Genomic DNA, 17,874 nt, shown 5'->3' with positions numbered 1-17,874 from the left:
GCTGGCCGTGACTAAACTTGATCAAAAAAGCCATCCAAAGATGGCTTTTATCAAAGAGTTAACACTCAGTTGAGCATTAATTACCCCTCAATTGGCGTTAATACAATTTCAACGCGACGATTTTGCGCACGACCTTGTGGTGTGTCATTGCTGGCAATAGGTTTTGACTCGCCCATACCAGTTGCCACAACCCGAGAACCTGCCACATTTCGGCTGGTTAAGTATTGCGCCACTTCACTTGCTCGAACTTGTGATAAACGCTGATTATATGATTCTGAACCACTAGAGTCTGTAAAACCAAACACATTAAGTTTTGTTTTATCAAACTCTTGTGCCACCAACACCACACTATTCAACACATCTTTTGCTCGCTGACTTAACTCGGTTTTATCAACCTCAAATGTCACTTCATTAGGCATGTTCAACATGATGTCATTACCATTACGCGTTACGGTTACTCCTGTTGATTGCAGTTGCTTACGCAATTTTTCTTCTTGGGCATCCATATAATAACCGATACCACCACCCACTGCCGCGCCAGATGCCGCGCCGATCAAAGCGCCTTTTTTACGATCTTTCTTGCTTGAGGATGCCACACCGATCACCGCACCACTAATTGCGCCTATAAGCGCACCGTTAGTCGCTTTGCTGTTTTCTGCTTCACCGGTATATGGGTCGGTGGTTTGGCACCCTGATAATAACAATACCGTTCCCATTAAAGCCCCACCTAATGCAGCTGAATTTAATTTTAGCGCCATATTCTTTTCCTGTTGTGATTAATGTCTCTCAAAAATGTAAGCGTACTCAGACTTATTAATTACAGTTCAAATCTTCATTATTTACAACCATAAACTCTAGCAATTATTTATTTTGAATAATAAATGCGCCGAATCAACGCGATAAAGCCAATCAACCCCAAACTTAATCCACCTAATGTTCCGGCGTGAATCACTTCATATCCTTCATCACGGTCACTGCTTTCAAGTGGTAATGCATACAAACCATCGGAATCATCACCACTGATCGTTGCCACCACATCGCTATAGCCATATTCATATAAATCGATAAGTACATCGTAATAATCGGTTTTGTAGCCTCTTGCTAAAGTCGTGAGTACTTCAAAATCGTCATCGGGTGAATCACCGTAAATGGTAAATACCTTTGTGGTGTAATAATGTTCCCAAGGACCGCCATTTCGGCTTAAATACATTTCAGCATAAACATCGGCGGGCTCATTCACACTGTAGCCATAGACATCAGCGTCAAACGTTACGCTGAACGTTTGATAAAAACCATCACGATCAAAATCATCAAACAACCGGCTATAGGCTTCATAAATGGTAAAGTCACGATAACCGTTATAAGACTGTGTGACCACGTTTGCTTGTGCTGAATTGACATGATTAACAGTATTTTTAGCACTGCCACTAATGCCATGACGCACTTGAGTTAACGAACCATTCTTATAAGCTTCAAGCCGTTGTTCTCTGGTTTGGTATGCCGTGTTCTGCTCTTTAGAAACAAGATGTTGGTTAACTTTTTTATCTGTGCCATTCAACTGCTGTTGTGCCTGAGCTTTAAGCTCAGCGATTTGTGCCGCTCTGACGTCTAAGCTAACGTCTTCATTATTGCTATCACCAAGCGATAGCGACTTACCCGCACTAACCACAACTCGCCCAGCAAAGTGCTGATCAACTTGCGCCGCTTGTAATGTCGACCCAGCCAACAAACTGACTAATAGTAATAAACCTTTAGCGATATTGTTGCTTGTTGCTAGTGTGCTATTAGAAGTCTTCATAATCATTCCTTTTCATTTAACGCTTAACACATTTAAAACCAATGAAAATGAATCCAAGCTGAACACACATAATGCCTTCGCATTCAGTTTGTGTTCATCTAACTCACTAGATAATCAACAATAAGATATCGCAGTAGTTTCTAAAATCTGGCGGATCTTTTACACTGACAAGGTACTTGTTGAATGGATACCCCCATGACCCGAACGGTTTCAAAAAACAGCACTCTACTATGCCTTCTGATGATAAGTTTGTTATCTATCAGCTCAGTCAGCTTTGCTCAAAGTGCACTACAGTTAAGCGCTCAGGGTTCAGCACTTCGCCCCGGCCCACAGTCTAAAAAACAACAAAACCTTGTTATAACCAGCTCACAACAAGCCGCAAGCCTTGCCCAAAGCCGATTTGGCGGCAAAGTATTGCGGGTACAATCAACTTCATCGGGTTATAGAGTGAAATTACTCAGTTCAGATGGCGTAGTATTTTATGCCAATGTAAATGCCCAAAGCGGTTCGGTATCAAGGAATTAATCATGCGAATACTGTTAGTTGAAGACGATTTGAACTTGCAAACTAATCTAGCTGCGCATTTACAACAGGCAAACTACAGTGTTGATGTCGCATCCGATGGCGAAGATGGTTTATTTCAAGCACAAGAAACCCCCTATGATGCGGCAATTATTGATGTCGGTTTGCCTAAAATGGATGGCATCAGTTTGATTGAAACCCTTAGAGCCGAACAAATTAGTTACCCTATTTTAATCTTAACCGCCCGAGATGGCTGGCAAGAAAAAGTGAAAGGCTTAGATGCAGGCGCAGATGATTACCTGACTAAACCATTTCAAGTTGAGGAGTTAGTTGCTCGGTTAAATGCCTTAATTCGCCGCTCAGCAGGGCAAGCCAGCCCACTTATTACTAACGGCCACATTCAACTTAACACCCGCACCATGGTGGTCACGCTCGACAAACAACCCGTCACCTTAAGCAGTTCTGAATTTAAATTATTCGAGTATTTAATGCTTCACCAAGATGAAGTGATTTCAAAGTCGCAATTAATCGAACATATTTATGATCAAGATTTTGATCTAGACTCAAATGTGATTGAGGTGTTTATTCGTCGCCTACGCAAAAAGCTAGATGCCGATAATCAATATCAGCTCATTGAAACCTTACGAGGCCAAGGTTACCGCCTTCGTCAAATTCAGGCCGAGGATTAATCCTTTTGTCACTAACACCGCATTGGCGCCTGTCATTAAAAACTCGCTTTATATTGAGTGGCTTAATGCTTATTGTGGTATTACTGCCAAGTATCGGTTTTACGTTAAATAAAGCCTTTGAAAGGCAAATTGGTCAATCGATTAAAAATCAGCTAAATGCTTATATGTATAGTGTATTAGCGGTGGCTGAAGTGGAAAATGCACAACTTGTGATGCCAGCAAACCTTGTCGAAAATCAATTTAATGTGATTGGTTCTGGCCTTTATGCGTTAATTAGCACTCAAGATAAAGTGCTGTGGTCATCAGGATCTTTTTTTGGCTTACACCCACCAAAGCTGATTGAGCCAGCCATAGGTCAGCATAGATTAGAACGCATTAAAATCGATAACTTAAAGCATATTATTTTCAGCTTTACCGTCAGCTTTGCCACTGAAACAAAGTCTGTCCCCGTAACCATTCATATCATTAAAAATGAAACCGATTATCAACTTCAGATAGATGAGTTTAATCAAACCCTGTGGAGTTGGATTGGGATACTCATGTTAGTCCTTACCGTTATTCAAACGGTTTGGTTAATTTGGACATTAAAACCCATCAATCAATTTGGCCAAGAAATCCAACTTATCGAACAAGGTAAAATCGCCGCGCTGCAACAGGCCTACCCAAGCGAGCTAAACCAATTAGCAAAACAAATCAATACCTTATTACATACAGAGCAACAGCAACGACAACGATACCGTAATGCTCTTGCTGATCTCGCACACAGCCTAAAAACCCCACTAGCGGTGCTTAAATCGCAACCGCAACTTAATCAAGATAGCCATGAACAACTGGATAATATTAACCATATTATTGGTTATCAATTGAAAAAAGCCCAAAGCGTTGCAGCCAATGCATGGCACCTTGGGATTAGTGTTGATGAAACCGCCAGTAAATTAGTTAGAACCCTAAGCCAAATTTATCGCGATAGTCATATTGATATTGATTACCAACTGATTGAAGACAAGCAGCCCGCCATTTTTAGAGGCGATAGTGCAGATTTAAGTGAAATGATTGGGAATATTCTTGATAACGCTTGCAAGGCTGCCAAACATCAAGTGTTATTAACGGTGATTCAGGCAGAGCAATTACACATTATTATTGAAGATGATGGCGTGGGGTTAACGCCTGAACAACAACAGCGCATATTTGAGCGGGGCGTGCGAGCAGACACTTATCAACAAGGCCATGGTATCGGTTTAGCCATTGTTAGCGATCTGGTTAATAGCTATCAAGGTACTCTTAACGTTAGTCAATCTGAACAATTTGGCGGCGCGAAATTCAGCCTTACATTTCACTCATCATAAAAATTAAATCACCACTCATTAATAGCTTTCAGCTTACGTTCATTTTCACTTGGTTATGCTGTCGTTAACATTCGCAAAGTACCTATTTTAGGTGCCTGGAGACAGTATGAAACGACCTCACATTAACCAACTCTCAATAAAGACGCTTTTATTGGCCTTGTGCTTATGCTCGTCTAGTACTGTTTTGGCTGCATCAACAGACACGACTTATCAAAATAATCAAGTTAGTCAGTCCGTTGAGGCTATGCCATCTGAAGCGGAACTAGCACAGATGCTGGCACCCATTGCCTTATACCCAGACAGCTTATTGACCCACATCTTAATTGCTTCAACTTACCCACTTGAATTAGTACAAGCACAACGCTGGTCGAAACAATATGGTGAGTTAGATACCGAAAACAAAATGAAGTTAGCTGAAGAGCAAACTTGGGACCCTAGTGTGATCGCACTGGTGGCGTTTCCTAGCGTACTAGAAAAGTTAAATGATGACTTGGAGTGGACTCAAAACTTAGGTGATGCATTTTTACAAGATGAAGAAGTTGTATTAAACGCGGTTCAAACCTTACGTCAAGAGGCCGACAAAGCCAAAAGCTTTGACGGCATGGATAACATGACAGTCACCCGTGTTGAGAAAAAGATTATCATTGAACCCGCACAGCCAGAAGTGATTTACGTTCCTTATTATGATCCAAGAGTGGTTTATGGAACGTGGCGCTGGCATGCATACCCGCCGGTGTACTGGTACACACGCCCTGTGCTTTACGGTTATCACCGTCCAATTTATTGGGGGCCGCGGGTACACATTGGCTTTAACTTCTTTTTTGGTGCGGTCAATTGGTCTAGTCATCGCATTGTGGTGATTAATCACAGGCACAGTCATTACTACAAACCAGCACGTAAAATTGCTTATAGTAATGGCGCACAGCGTTGGAAGCATAAACCAACTCATCGTCATGGGGTTGCTTATCGCTATTCAAAAGTGAGCAAACGCTACGACACGCCACAACGTTATCAACATCACCAAAAAACCCGTGATATCGTTAATAAAGCGCCAAACCAAAAACCGAATTACAGCAAAGACAAAGGCATTAAAGATAAATTACAGCACAACACTCGCGATTTAAACCGTCGAGATCTAGATAAAAATCATGTGATCGCTAAAGACAAGGCGATCAATAACAATCGTATGAATGTTCATAAAACAGAGCAACAACGAGTAAACAAAGCATTGCAGCAAACTAGCCGTGATCGCCCAACCAGCACAACAAAGCCGGTTGTGCAAAGGGACAAGCAATTAACCCGTGAAACAGTAAAGCGAAATAAACAAATTAAAAACTATGATCGGGCAGCAAAAACGCCAACGGTTAATGATCGCTCAGCACCACAGCGCCCGAGTAATGTTAATCAAGTAAAAAATAACCTAAATCAAAGCTACACAAATCGTAGCCAAGTACAGCGACCAACAAATACGCATGTTAATAGAGCTGAGCCAGTTAATAAAAATGTTCAAATTAATAGAAGTGCTAAACCTAGTAGAATGAGCACAGCTTCACATCAAGTAAGACAAAGCTCGAACACTAGCCACACCAGTCGTTCAGCTTCAAGCAGAGGCCATCAATAAGATGCAGCGGGCATCGCTGTTTATAAAAGCGATGCCCTGCAGCAAACCATCGCAAAGGGTAAATTAAGCTCATAAAATAGCGCTAACTCGGCTGAATGCGATTCAAAGCGACAAAATCGCTTGGTGTTAACAGCCTTATGTGTGGTTACACATATCTGATCTTACAGTTTCGATGAATAGGATTGGGCTTCATCGGAAAGATAGTTATGAGCGAGGAACTGACTGTCTGACAAACTCGTTTTTGCCCAAAAGTATCTTTGTAATATGGCCTGCGGCCACAAACGTCGTGGCGCTTCGCCCACACCAGACCAAAAGGGCAAACGCATGCTTTTTTTACAAAAGAAGCCCTTTGGAAACCTTCAGCGCCCCAGACAAAAAATGCTGAAAAGCGCATATTTTCGATGGGGTTCGATCCAGCTTTAAACTTCATATGTAACCTGATTCGGTCATTGTCGACTAATACAAAATCTCCCTAACGCTTCCGATAGGCGTCTGAAGTAAATGGATTTACAAATGTCACGATTTCAGGGATGCCAAAGAGTGACCATGGCCTAACGAAAGCTAGCTTGGCATCCATGCCAAGCTCAAGGGGTCTCGAAATAAAGAGTCTCGATGACCTCAATTCAAATTAGGTATGAAAGTTTTACGTCTAATTAGATCCAAACAAGGTTAAATCGAAGAGGCGAAAATTCAGATGCAGATCAGCCAGCGAGTATCCAAAACAAGGCGAAGTTTCACTGCGTGAAACATTTCTGAGCGAGAGGCATGGATGCCGAACTGGCTTTTTAACAAGGATGTTATTGGTTTTGGTTAAGCCCACACGGACGTGCTTGCGGCGTCTCGCTGGATTATCTGCACGATAGCCTGCGGCAGGCAATTGGTTAGGTTGCAGCTATGAACTACAGAAAAACCAATATAAATGAAGTTTAAAATTCGTGGCCTTAAAACGTTTCTGTCCAAAATCTAGTTTGTCCGAATATCAGTTCACCTTATGCATATTCACCTATGCACTGTAGGGTAAAACCAAACAAACGCTTAACCCTGTTGGTTTGATTTGGCTAAAGCTAATATCACCTTGATGCAATGTCATAATATTTTGACATATTGATAAACCAAGCCCCGCCCCCTGAGAAACGTTTTCATCAACACGATAAAAACGGTTTTTAGCCAGTTTGATTTGCTCGCTTGTCATACCATTGCCCTGATCAATGACACAAATTACACATTGCAGCTCATCCGCTTCAGCACGGATGGTAATTAACGAATCCCGTGGACTATATTTACAGGCATTTTCAATAATATTCTTTAACACAACTTCAATATAAAAACGGTCAGCATGAATGGTTAATCCCTTGGGAATGTCTATCTGCCATTCATAATCGGCCACGATATGCACCAGTTGATTGATCACATTGTCAACCAACTGCTGTAATGAGCACTCTGTTTTATTCAATGCATCAATGGCATCGACCCGAGATAATAACAACAGTTGCTCAACCGTATGCCCCATGCGATGAATTCCTTTTTGCACAGCTTGAGTATAAGACAAAGCTTGTTGCTGAATTGATTCATCAGCGCCAGTCAGCAAATCTGTTAAGCCGTCACTGTGTAATTTAATTATGGCAAGCGGGGTTTTAAGTTCATGGGCCGCATCAGCACTAAAACGCCTCTCACGTTGCATCATGCTGGCAATTCGCCCTAAATAGCTATTCAACGCCTGTTGAATTGATATCAACTCTTTAGGCAGTTTTATATCAATAGGTGATAAATCTTGTGCGGTACGTGATGTTAAGTGGCGCTCTAATTGGGATAGAGGTTGAAACAAATAATAAGTCACCATCAATAATAACAACAGCATGATTGGCGTAATAATTAACGCTGAACGCCAGCTATTAGCATTAATTTCGTCGACTAATTCTTGGCGAACATCATTACGTTGGGCCGTTACTATCCATACTTTTTTTGCTTCTGAATACAAACGAAACACATGCCATTGGTGTCCATTAATAAACTGTTTGACATATCCTTCGGTAAACTGTGCTAACTCATTGGCATCAGTATTATCAGAATAAGCCAATAATTTTCCGGTCGCTGAAAACAATTGAAACGAGAGTTTACGTTCATAAGATAACGTCTGCGCAGTCATTTGCTCAGATAAAGTATCAATATTGGACTCTGGAATATGGAATCGGATAGGTGTTTCACTTAGCAGTTTAATTTTATCCAAGGTGAGTTCATTAACGTAAAACAACTCGAGCAGTTTGGCGGTTTGCACCATATCAGCATCAAACAATTCGTTAATTTCATGTTCGGCATCACGGCCACTTAAGATGCTGGCAAACGAGACGGTTAAAATCACGCCGGCTAGCATCAATAAGCTAAGAGATAATCGTAACGACAGCATAAGCACCTTGGCTTTAAACAGAAAATAGAGTGAATTAATTTACTTCAGCTAATATGTAGCCAATGCCGCGCACCGTTTTAATTAATTCAGTGGCCATTTTTTTACGTAAATGATGAATATGCACTTCTATTGAATTACTGCCCACTTCATCCCAGCCGTAAGTTAGTTGTTCTAACTGATTACGGGTTAATACTCGTCCTGCAGATTGGGCAAACTCCAGCAGTAATTGGTATTCGCGACGAGATAAATTTATCAGTTGATCTTTAAAATGAACCTCACAGCGAGCAAAATCGATACGAAGCGCACCATAACTAAATTGATTATTATCAAGACCATGCTGGCGTCGAATAATGGCGCGTAAACGGGCGATTAGCTCTCTAACATCAAAAGGTTTACTCAAATAATCATCTGCACCAATATCTAAACATGTTAAGCGGGTATCAAAATCAGTATTGGCGGTGAGGACGATGATAGGCAAAGATACGCCATTTTTACGCCAATATTTAATCAAGTCAGCCCCTTGCCCATCTGGCAAACCTAAATCGAGAATAATCGCGCTGAAATCTTCATTATCCAACGCGACCATGGCTTGCTTATAGGAAGACAAATGATCCACTTGAATGCCTTCTTTTGTTAAGCTCAGCTGCAACCCCTCAACTAACAGCAGGTTATCTTCGACTAATAGCACACGCATAATGATCCTTTATTTACTCAACGGTTAACTTGTTGCTTTATCTAACGCTAAATGCACGACTAGCGAAACACCTTGTGCTCGACACCTTGCTGCTGTAAAAACGCTTCAGCCTCTGCGCCTTTTAACATTGCCATTGTCGATAACATGCCTGCGGCAATACAATTGGGGCCCAAAACCGTTACCGACAATGGTGCGTGTTCAACAGGATAACCACTTTGTGGATTAATGATATGCCCATAACGCTTCCCCTTCACTTCAATATATCGGCGCGTAGTTCCACTCGTTGCCAATGCACCTTGCTTAATAGTCAGTAATCCTGCGGCATTATCAAGCTGTTGTGGGTTTTCAATGCCAACCTGCCAGCCATCATTATTGCTGATAGGACAAGCAATATCGCCACCAAAATTAACCAACACTGAGTAAGTTGGCCAACGCTGCGCCAGTAATTGTGCGGTTCTGTCGACGGCATATTCTTTACACACCCCGCCAAAATCTAAGCTCATGCCAACGGGCATCTTGATCTGGCTTGCTGAAAACTCAATTTTATTAAATCCCACCAAGCCTAAGGCAAGGTGAATATCTGCGCTATTGGGTATCGCATGCTTTCCATCAAATCGCCACAGCTGCATTAATGGCCCCGCTGTAATATCAAAAGCGCCATCACTTAATTGATAACATTGTTTGGCAAACTCCAGCAGTTGTAGCGTTTCACTATCAATGCTTACGGGTTCACCTTGAGCATGATTAATTTTGCCTACCAAATTGCTGGCGATAAACCGACTGTATTTTTGCTCAATTCTTTTCGCTTCATCAAAAGCCATTGTGAGCATTTGCCGTGCAATTTGCTCATCATGACCTTGAATCAATAACTCACACGGACTTGCCATGGCATCGAAACAACCTAAAAAGCCCCAACTACGCTGCGTTAATTGCATCATGGTTGGGGCGATTTTCAAGCTTGTGTGACTGGCTGTTAATGTATTTGGGTTCAATGCCTTTTACTCGATAACAGACAAACACTCTATAAGCAAAATGAACAACTAAAATGAGTAGCTAACCTGCGCAACAATGGCTTTTACTGCAGGAAACAAATCATAGTTATTCAGCTCACCCGGAATGTCAAAGCCGTTATTTTTCGGATTTTGTTGATAGTACTCAATACGATAACTCATTTCATGACCACCAGATAGTCGATGACCAAATTTAAGCCCAACTGTGTAAGCATCCATATCACCAATGCGATAATCGGCGCTGGCAAACTCAGGTAAAGCTTGATCAGCCTTTAAGAAAGGTTGATAGAACTCTGCCGCTTGCTGCTGGTAGTAGCGCAAATGAATTTGACCATAAAAATTGGGTGCAAAATAGTATCGATAATGAGTTTCAAGTGTATGCGACTGAATATCCCAGTCATCGGTATTGTATCGATAGGAGAAATCAACCACACCTGAATCCAATGCCCCCTTCGCCATTAAAAATACACTGTGTTTTAGGCGTGAATCAGGGCGATTTTCATAACGATAGCCTTGGGCGATGCCATTAGTATCAACCTCAGTTAATATTTTGTAGGGGTCGGTCATATAACCCGACACACTGGAAAACCCGTAGTTAGCTTGCATTAACCAATTACGGTTCAGAATTTGGGTTAAACTCAGCATCACATCAGCTGTTTGCTTGGTGTCATCACCCTCTAAACGCGTCGCATCAAATGCAGCTTGATACGCTTCATCATTATCATAGTCTTGGCGGAAAACCATGTTAGATAACGCAACCGGGCGGCCACCGACAGGGTCTACAGTGTCATTTGCATAAGCTCCGGATAACGCTAACGTGGTGTTATTTTTATTGAAACTGCGCTCAACGCCAGCATTTAAGCCTAAAGAGAAATAATCATACTCTTTAGAACCATAAACACCCGCATTGACAGTCCAATCTGGATTTAGTATTTCTTGCCAGTTGGCACTTAATTGCACTCGCGTATCGTGAAAAGTGTCATCTAACGGAGTCTCACCCGCAGCAACATTATATTGGCCCTTACCCGATGGACGAGTAAAGGTTTGTTCTTGTGATTGTGCGACCGCCCCCGATGCTGATGCACCGGTTAACGTATCCACCACCAGCTTCATATCCAATAACGAGCTATCACCAAAAGCCTTTTGCACATTACCAATCGCTTCAACAGCTTGCACACGTTCTTGCTCACCATAATACATAATAGCGGCATCGACATTCCAATCATCATTAGCTGGTACTGGCTCTGTGGCACTCACGGTCTGGCTTAGCAAGCTACAACTGGCCATCGCCAATGCGGAGGCGATTGAATGTTTGTTAGTTAATTGCATCCGCAACCTCCGCCAGCAAGAGAACGACCACCACTAGTACCTTCTTTACTAAAGTAAATATGATCGTCTAAAGACAAGTCTAGCTTCTCATGATCAAGCGCCATATCTGCGCGAGCAAACTGGTCTTTCTCCCACGGCTCAACCCCAAGGCTTGAACAACCGGTTAACGTACTTGCTGCAGAAAAAAGTAGCACACAGGTCACTAAGCGTTTATTTATACTGATTTTCATCTGATTATTCCTTCAACAGCATTTGGATTTCTTGTTCATAGGCTGGTTTATTTTGTTCATAGAAGCCTACATGGCGTTGAACTAACTCGCCTTTACGGTTAAACAAATAACTACTTGGCATACCAGGTAAATCGAATGATCGCGCAACATCCCCCTCGGGATTAAAACGCACATTAAAGTTGGCAGGTAATTTGGCTAAAAACTCATGGGCCAGTTCGGTGTCTACATCTAGGTTAATTGCAACAACTTCAAATCCTTGTTGTTGATACTTAGCCTGCATCTCATTCATCCAAGGGAATGACTTTCTACACGGACCACACCAAGAGGCCCAGAAATCGACATAAACGACCTTGCCAGCAAATTCTTGCAAACTTACCTTTTCATTTTGTGCGTTTTGCACTTGATGTTCTAAAGAAGGGGCAGCCCAAATAGAGCTGCAAACGCCAGCACTAAGCACGAGACTTAGAGTTAAAATCGAGTTGCGGAGATTAAGAGATAACGACATATATGCAATACATCCATAATAACTAGGTAACTTACAAATTAGGTTACCAATCTTAAGGTATTATTAAGGATAGTTAAGCAATGAAAGAATTTTGAAAACAAACCAAACCAAAAAGGTTACAAGCACTTATAGCAAGTGCTTGCATGAATATGATTAGCCACCGATCATTTTCGACACTATGCCTTTTTCATGGCCATGTTCTGCCAATACAATGCCGGCTAAATGTAAGCTAATGAATGGAATAAAATACCAAAGTGCGAGTACATGTATTGTTTCAACTTGATGCTCAATTGACTCAGGTCCAAATTTTAGTACCAACCCCGACAACACAGATAATGTAACGCCAGCGTAAAATAACCAATAAACCCACGCTTGAAACTTTTGTTTTATGCTAGCTTGAGCACTAAAAGCTGAAGGGTAATGCAGCCCTTGTTTGGCCATGTACACAAATCGAGCAGATAAGATACCACCCACGGCATAACCAAAATAAATATGCCATTGAAACATCACATTACGGATACTTTTGGCAATGCTAATAGCTTGGGTATCAGTAATAACAATATCGAGTTTAGCCAAACCTTGAAGTATGATGGCCGCCATGTGATTTTTTTCCATCCAGCCTAAACGCAACAAAATGGTCACTAGCATTATCATCATAGTGAGTGCTAATCCCCAATGTAATAATCGATGAATAACCCCAAAGTGAGAATTGATTTTCATATAAGCCCCAGTATTAATAAAACTGCAAGGCTGATTATCTGTGATGAAACTTAACAATCACTTATGGTAAAAATTTAATCTCATTTTTAGCTTTAATACCAATCGTCAAGTCAGGATGATTTAGTTTGTCAGCAAAAATTAGACACAAAAAAGCCTGAACGAGTCAGGCTTTTTTGATAAGTATCAATTACTTTTTACGATCTTTAATATGGCTCATGGCACGTTTTCTTCTACGGGCTTGGCCTAAGGTTAGCTTTTCTGTTTTACCTTCAAATGGGTTAACACTTTCATGGAAACGTAATTGAATTGGCGTCCCGACAACGTTTAGCGAACGACGGAAGTAGTTCATCATATAACGCTTGTATGAATCAGGCAGCTTACTGACCTGATTACCATGCACAACAACGATGGGTGGGTTATAACCACCAGCATGGGCATATTTCAATTTCACTCGACGACCATTAACCAATGGTGGCTGGTGATCATCTTGTGACATTTGCATAATGCGGGTCAACATTGAAGTACTAACACGACGAGTCGCACTGTCGTAAGCCTCTTCAATGGACTCATATAAATGGCCCACGCCCGTGCCATGCAAAGCAGAAATAAAGTGAATACGAGCAAAATCGATAAAACCTAAACGGCGATCAAGTTCAGCCTTTACTCTATCTTTGACGGTTTGATCAATACCATCCCATTTGTTAACGGCAATCACTAATGCACGACCCGCATTTAACGCAAAACCTAATAAGCCTAGGTCTTGCTCCGCAATACCTTCACGAGCATCAATAATCAGTAATACAACATTTGAGTCTTCAACCGCTTTTAAGGTTTTAATAACCGAGAATTTCTCAATCACTTGATGCACTTTGCTGCGACGACGAACCCCAGCGGTATCAATAATAATATACTCACGACCTTCACGTTCCATCGGAATATAAATACTGTCACGAGTGGTACCCGGTTCGTCATAAACCACCACACGCTCTTCACCCAAAATACGGTTAGTCAGTGTTGATTTACCCACGTTAGGCTTACCAATAATGGCTAGTTTGATCGGTAAAGCCTGTAAACGAGCTTGCTCAGCTTCAGCTTCTTCTTCGCTGTACTCTCGCTCAACCTCTTCACCTTCTTCGCCTTCGTCACGGGTTATCCCCATCGCTTCAGCATAAGGTGTTAAGGCGTAATCAATCATATTGGTAACACCACGACCTTGTGCCGCAGCCATTTGATAAACTTCACCTAAACCTAATGACCAAAACTCAGCACAAGCAGAATCAGCATCAATACCGTCAACTTTGTTAGCAACAACAAAAGTGACTTTATCGCGACTACGTAAATGCTGAGCGATAGCCAAATCAGCAGCGGTCAAGCCAGCACGAGCATCCGTTAAAAATAACACCACATCCGCTTCTTCAATCGCCGCTAATGACTGCTCAGCCATTTTGGTTTCGATCCCTTCTTCAGTGCCATCGATACCACCAGTATCAACCACAATGAACTCATAGCCAGCTAAAAACGCACGGCCATATTTACGGTCGCGGGTTAAGCCCGGAAAGTCTGCTACTAATGCATCACGGGTTCGGGTAAGACGATTAAATAAAGTCGATTTACCGACGTTAGGTCGCCCGACAAGGGCCACTACAGGGATCATGATTTTGCCTCTAAAATACTTCTCAATAAAAAGCCCCCGGAAAGCTTCCAGGGGCTCTAATAAGGTTATTATACCTTATTTGGTGAAAATAGCTGCAGCGTTATTCGCTGGCAACTGCTTCCTCGTTATTTGCTACACTGCCATCATCATTCAACGTGACAATCGCTAAACGGCCACCGCGTGTTTGTAGGTAAATTTTACCATCGACCACAAGTGGTTGGCTATATAAGCCTGAGCTATCAACCTCAACACGGCCAACAACTTGACCATCTTCACGATTAATAACATGTAAATAACCTTCAAAATCACCTACAACCAAATATTTATCAATAATCGCTGGAGATGTTAACTCACGGTTTTTAAGAGTGGCGTTACTCCAAAGCTCTAAACCATTACGACGGTCTACGGCATAAATTCGGCTATGATCATCAACCACATATAAACTTAAACCTGCATGAGCTAACTCATTAAAGCTAGAATACTTACGAGACCAAATAACGCGCCCACTGCGAAGCTCCATCGACACTAAATTGCCGTTGTAGCTAATTGCATAAAGATTGTCACCTAAAATCAAAGGTTTCATGTCTACATCAGCCATACGGGTAAATTCATTCCCCCCCGTTGGATTGAAGACAGCTTGTTCCCAAGCCACTTGACCATTGTTTTTAACAATTACGCTGACTTTACCATCCGCTGTACCGAGAAAAAATCCACCCGCTTCATAAGCTGCAGAACCTGTGCCGCGCAAGGTTAAGTTTGGCAGTTGCATTTCATGAGTCCATAGCTTTTCACCGCTATCAATATTAAAGGCATCAAACGTGCCTTTACTTGAACTGACAGCTACCGCATCTTCAGCTACAGTAGGCGCAGATAATAACTCTCCTCCCGCTTTAGCCGACCACAAGATCTCGCCTGTAGCTTCATCAAGTGCCACTAACAAACCGGTTTCGCCACCCACAAACACTTTTTTGCGTGCCGCAGTGACCCCTGACGCTAAGCGGATACCTGAAGTGTTAATAGCAAGTTCATCTTTAAACTCATGGCTAAAATTAACGCTCCAGATTTTATTTAACGTTTGTTGATCAAACGCGCTGACTTCACCATGACGATCAGCCACAAAAATTTTGCCGTAATTCACTGCTGGACGAAGTTGTGAATAAAAATCACCTACGCCTTTTCCAATATTTTTGCTCCAGTTTACTTCTGGAAATACGCTTGCTTGAATATCAACTAACTCACTGACAGGCTCATCTTCAACATCACTTGAAGAACAACCCGACATAAGTGCGATACCAAGCCCTGCGGCAAGTAGATTTTTACACCACAACTTCATTGGCTAATTCCTTATGCCTTATTTAGGTTATCTAACTTCATTGTTAATGCTGGATTAGTTAATGCACCACCATTATCAATTGCGGCTTGATAAGCTTGTCTTGCACCTTCAAGATCATCTTGACGAACTAAAAAGTCACCTTTTAATTCTTCACGTTGCGCTACAAAAGCGCTATCAGTCACTGATTCTAGAGTTTGTAATGCAGTACCAACATTGCCTTGTTCAGCTTGTAAACGAGCTAAACGGATCATTGCAATCATATCAATGCTTGAACCAGTTTTAGCAGCAATAATGCGTTTGAACGCATCTTCGGCTTTAGTCAAATCACCCGCTTCAACAGCCGCTTTAGCTGTCATTAACTCAAGCAGTGCTTGATAACCTTGTTGGTCATGATCTTTAGCGAAGTTTTCTGCGCCTTCAATAAACGCATTCGGATTCGTTGCGCTTACACTTAATTGGTCAAAAGCATCTGATGCACTTTCGGCAGCACTTATCTTCATGTCAGAATAAGTATTCCAACCATATAAACCACCTAAACCAACAACAGCACCAATCAAAATGGATGGACCATATTCTTTTGCAAACTGCTTGATAGCATCTACTTGTTGTTCTTCTGTGCTATAAATTTCCACGCGCACTTCCCCTTTCTAAATCAATTCTGCAATTTTTGCTACCAGTTCACTGCGGGTAACTAATTGTTGTTCTTTGTTATTTCTTAATGGCTTTATGGCCACTTGGTTATTGGCAATTTCATTCTCACCAATAATTATCGCAAACTCAGCACCACTTTTATCAGCGCGCTTCATCTGCTTCTTAAAATTTCCACCGCCACAATGACTCATGACTTTAAGCGTTGGTAGATGTTGACGCAACTCTTGAGCAACTTTAATTGCTTCAACCACACAGTTATCACCCATTGCAGTCACATAGACATCTACTTCAGGTGCTATATCAGCATTTAATTCTAAGGTTTCAAGCAGTAAAACAATCCGCTCAAGCCCCATAGCAAAACCCACTGCAGGGGTGTCTTTGCCACCAAGTTGACCTACAAGACCATCATAGCGACCACCAGCTAACACTGTACCTTGTGAGCCTAAACTACTAGTCACCCATTCAAACACAGTGCGATTATAGTAATCTAATCCACGCACAAGACGAGGATTAATGGTGTATTGGATACCCACAGCGTCTAAGAGTTCACATAAGGTTGAAAAATGTGTTTTCGATTCTTCACCCAAATAGTCACTTAGCGCTGGCGCATTGGCTAGCAAGGCTTGAACATGCTGATCTTTAGAATCTAAAACTCGAAGCGGATTGGTATACATACGACGCTTACTGTCTTCATCTAACTGCTCTTTATGCTGCTCAAGAAACGCAATTAATGCATCACGGTATGTTGCACGTTCAGCAGGATCACCTAAGGTATTTAGCTCAAGAGTTACATGGTCTTCAATACCGAGCTTTTGCCACAATCGTGCTGATAACATTAATACTTCAGCATCAATATCAGCACTACCGATACCGTAAACTTCTACACCAAATTGGTGAAATTGGCGATAACGACCTTTTTGTGGGCGTTCATGGCGGAACATAGGCCCCATATACCATAAGCGCTGTTCTTGGTTATACAGTAACCCATGTTCATTACCCGCGCGCACTGTTGAAGCGGTTCCTTCAGGACGTAAGGTTAAACTGTCACCGTTACGGTCTTCAAAGGTGTACATTTCTTTTTCAACAATATCGGTCACTTCACCAATAGAGCGCTTAAAAAGATCTGTACTCTCTACCACTGGAGTCCGTATTTCGCTGTAACCAAAGGCACTAACAGAAGTACGGATAACCGCTTCTACTTTTTGCCAAATTGGGCTTTGGTTTGGCAGCAGATCGTTCATGCCGCGAATTGCTTGGATTTGTTTTGCCACAGATAACTCGTCCGTTATATTGCTAGGCTAATACCCAGTGATTAAGGATATTTAGCCAATAAAAAATATCGCCCACACATTAAGACTTAAAGCCTAG

The 17,874-nt window shown here is 41.8% G+C and carries 17 protein-coding genes; 4 read left to right on the top strand and 13 right to left on the bottom strand.

The genetic code is table 11. The features are described from left to right. Positions 1-80: 80 nt before the first annotated feature. Together HBH39_RS04850 and HBH39_RS19625 are read right to left on the bottom strand one after the other, a co-directional pair. Positions 81-758: an OmpA family protein gene (locus HBH39_RS04850; RefSeq protein WP_167676108.1), complete on the bottom strand. Its 678-nt coding sequence runs from the start codon at positions 756-758 to the stop codon at positions 81-83. Between the two features lie 107 nt (positions 759-865). Further along, the gene (locus HBH39_RS19625) at positions 866-1,798 is read right to left on the bottom strand and encodes a choice-of-anchor H family protein (protein ID WP_208764182.1); all 933 of its coding nucleotides are present in this window, start codon (positions 1,796-1,798) and stop codon (positions 866-868) included. Between the two features lie 195 nt (positions 1,799-1,993). Between HBH39_RS19625 and HBH39_RS19750 the strand changes: the two genes are divergently transcribed. The 4 genes from HBH39_RS19750 (at position 1,994) to HBH39_RS04825 (ending at position 5,976) form a co-directional block, all read left to right on the top strand. Beyond that, positions 1,994-2,323, top strand: a complete 330-nt coding sequence (locus tag HBH39_RS19750; protein ID WP_244325744.1) for a PepSY domain-containing protein — start codon at positions 1,994-1,996, stop codon at positions 2,321-2,323. A 2-nt stretch (positions 2,324-2,325) separates the two neighbouring features. Beyond that, positions 2,326-3,009 carry a response regulator transcription factor gene (locus HBH39_RS04835; RefSeq protein ID WP_167676106.1) on the top strand — a complete coding sequence of 228 codons (684 nt, stop codon included), beginning with the start codon at positions 2,326-2,328 and terminating at the stop codon, positions 3,007-3,009. Between the two features lie 65 nt (positions 3,010-3,074). Then, complete coding sequence (locus HBH39_RS04830) at positions 3,075-4,355, top strand: ATP-binding protein (protein WP_167679968.1); 1,281 nt, start codon at positions 3,075-3,077, stop codon at positions 4,353-4,355. A gap of 106 nt (positions 4,356-4,461) precedes the next feature. Continuing rightward, the gene (locus HBH39_RS04825; protein WP_244325743.1) at positions 4,462-5,976 is read left to right on the top strand and encodes a DUF3300 domain-containing protein; all 1,515 of its coding nucleotides are present in this window, start codon (positions 4,462-4,464) and stop codon (positions 5,974-5,976) included. 1,003 nt (positions 5,977-6,979) lie between these two features. Here HBH39_RS04825 and HBH39_RS04820 read toward each other — a convergent pair. The 11 genes from HBH39_RS04820 to hisS all read right to left on the bottom strand — a co-directional run bounded on the left by HBH39_RS04820 (position 6,980) and on the right by hisS (position 17,777). After that, complete coding sequence (locus HBH39_RS04820) at positions 6,980-8,380, bottom strand: ATP-binding protein (RefSeq protein WP_167676104.1); 1,401 nt, start codon at positions 8,378-8,380, stop codon at positions 6,980-6,982. 34 nt (positions 8,381-8,414) lie between these two features. After that, positions 8,415-9,074 (bottom strand): response regulator, encoded by a 660-nt coding sequence (locus HBH39_RS04815; protein WP_167676102.1) that lies wholly within the window; start codon positions 9,072-9,074, stop codon positions 8,415-8,417. A gap of 59 nt (positions 9,075-9,133) precedes the next feature. Next, complete coding sequence (locus tag HBH39_RS04810; RefSeq protein WP_244325774.1) at positions 9,134-10,012, bottom strand: FAD:protein FMN transferase; 879 nt, start codon at positions 10,010-10,012, stop codon at positions 9,134-9,136. Positions 10,013-10,114: 102 nt separating this feature from the next. Then, on the bottom strand, positions 10,115-11,413 hold the full coding sequence (locus HBH39_RS04805) for a DUF3570 domain-containing protein (RefSeq protein ID WP_167676100.1): 1,299 nt from the start codon (positions 11,411-11,413) through the stop codon (positions 10,115-10,117). Beyond that, on the bottom strand, positions 11,404-11,643 hold the full coding sequence (locus HBH39_RS04800) for a DUF4266 domain-containing protein (RefSeq protein WP_167676098.1): 240 nt from the start codon (positions 11,641-11,643) through the stop codon (positions 11,404-11,406). Before HBH39_RS04800 ends, HBH39_RS04805 begins: the two co-directional genes overlap by 10 nt. 4 nt (positions 11,644-11,647) lie before the next feature. Further along, positions 11,648-12,148, bottom strand: a complete 501-nt coding sequence (locus HBH39_RS04795; RefSeq protein ID WP_167676097.1) for a TlpA family protein disulfide reductase — start codon at positions 12,146-12,148, stop codon at positions 11,648-11,650. Positions 12,149-12,301: 153 nt separating this feature from the next. After that, positions 12,302-12,868, bottom strand: a complete 567-nt coding sequence (locus HBH39_RS04790) for a cytochrome b/b6 domain-containing protein (RefSeq protein ID WP_167676095.1) — start codon at positions 12,866-12,868, stop codon at positions 12,302-12,304. A 187-nt stretch (positions 12,869-13,055) separates the two neighbouring features. Continuing rightward, positions 13,056-14,522: a ribosome biogenesis GTPase Der gene (gene der / locus HBH39_RS04785; RefSeq protein WP_167676093.1), complete on the bottom strand. Its 1,467-nt coding sequence runs from the start codon at positions 14,520-14,522 to the stop codon at positions 13,056-13,058. A gap of 100 nt (positions 14,523-14,622) precedes the next feature. Then, complete coding sequence (gene bamB, locus HBH39_RS04780) at positions 14,623-15,855, bottom strand: outer membrane protein assembly factor BamB (protein ID WP_167676091.1); 1,233 nt, start codon at positions 15,853-15,855, stop codon at positions 14,623-14,625. An 11-nt stretch (positions 15,856-15,866) separates the two neighbouring features. Next, complete coding sequence (locus HBH39_RS04775) at positions 15,867-16,487, bottom strand: tetratricopeptide repeat protein (RefSeq protein WP_167676089.1); 621 nt, start codon at positions 16,485-16,487, stop codon at positions 15,867-15,869. 15 nt (positions 16,488-16,502) lie between these two features. Further along, the gene (gene hisS / locus HBH39_RS04770) at positions 16,503-17,777 is read right to left on the bottom strand and encodes a histidine--tRNA ligase (protein WP_167676087.1); all 1,275 of its coding nucleotides are present in this window, start codon (positions 17,775-17,777) and stop codon (positions 16,503-16,505) included. Between the last annotated feature and the right edge of the window lie 97 nt (positions 17,778-17,874).

Source organism: Shewanella aestuarii, from assembly GCF_011765625.1.
Taxonomy (GTDB): Bacteria; Pseudomonadota; Gammaproteobacteria; order Enterobacterales; family Shewanellaceae; genus Shewanella; species Shewanella aestuarii_A.
The sequence above is the reverse complement of the archived record's forward strand: the minus strand, read 5'-3'. Positions and strand labels throughout refer to the sequence as shown.

Bases quoted from the DNA above. Each gene is read 5' to 3' on its own strand.
- bamB (WP_167676091.1), bottom strand. From the start codon at position 15,855: ATGAAGTTGTGGTGTAAAAATCTACTTGCCGCAGGGCTTGGTATCGCA.
- HBH39_RS19625 (WP_208764182.1), bottom strand. From the start codon at position 1,798: ATGAAGACTTCTAATAGCACACTAGCAACAAGCAACAATATCGCTAAA.
- HBH39_RS04815 (WP_167676102.1), bottom strand. From the start codon at position 9,074: ATGCGTGTGCTATTAGTCGAAGATAACCTGCTGTTAGTTGAGGGGTTG.
- HBH39_RS04825 (WP_244325743.1), top strand. From the start codon at position 4,462: ATGAAACGACCTCACATTAACCAACTCTCAATAAAGACGCTTTTATTG.
- HBH39_RS04820 (WP_167676104.1), bottom strand. From the start codon at position 8,380: ATGCTGTCGTTACGATTATCTCTTAGCTTATTGATGCTAGCCGGCGTG.
- HBH39_RS04850 (WP_167676108.1), bottom strand. From the start codon at position 758: ATGGCGCTAAAATTAAATTCAGCTGCATTAGGTGGGGCTTTAATGGGA.
- HBH39_RS04810 (WP_244325774.1), bottom strand. From the start codon at position 10,012: ATGATGCAATTAACGCAGCGTAGTTGGGGCTTTTTAGGTTGTTTCGAT.
- HBH39_RS19750 (WP_244325744.1), top strand. From the start codon at position 1,994: ATGACCCGAACGGTTTCAAAAAACAGCACTCTACTATGCCTTCTGATG.
- der (WP_167676093.1), bottom strand. From the start codon at position 14,522: ATGATCCCTGTAGTGGCCCTTGTCGGGCGACCTAACGTCGGTAAATCG.
- HBH39_RS04830 (WP_167679968.1), top strand. From the start codon at position 3,075: ATGCTTATTGTGGTATTACTGCCAAGTATCGGTTTTACGTTAAATAAA.
- HBH39_RS04795 (WP_167676097.1), bottom strand. From the start codon at position 12,148: ATGTCGTTATCTCTTAATCTCCGCAACTCGATTTTAACTCTAAGTCTC.
- HBH39_RS04835 (WP_167676106.1), top strand. From the start codon at position 2,326: ATGCGAATACTGTTAGTTGAAGACGATTTGAACTTGCAAACTAATCTA.
- HBH39_RS04790 (WP_167676095.1), bottom strand. From the start codon at position 12,868: ATGAAAATCAATTCTCACTTTGGGGTTATTCATCGATTATTACATTGG.
- HBH39_RS04800 (WP_167676098.1), bottom strand. From the start codon at position 11,643: ATGAAAATCAGTATAAATAAACGCTTAGTGACCTGTGTGCTACTTTTT.
- HBH39_RS04805 (WP_167676100.1), bottom strand. From the start codon at position 11,413: ATGCAATTAACTAACAAACATTCAATCGCCTCCGCATTGGCGATGGCC.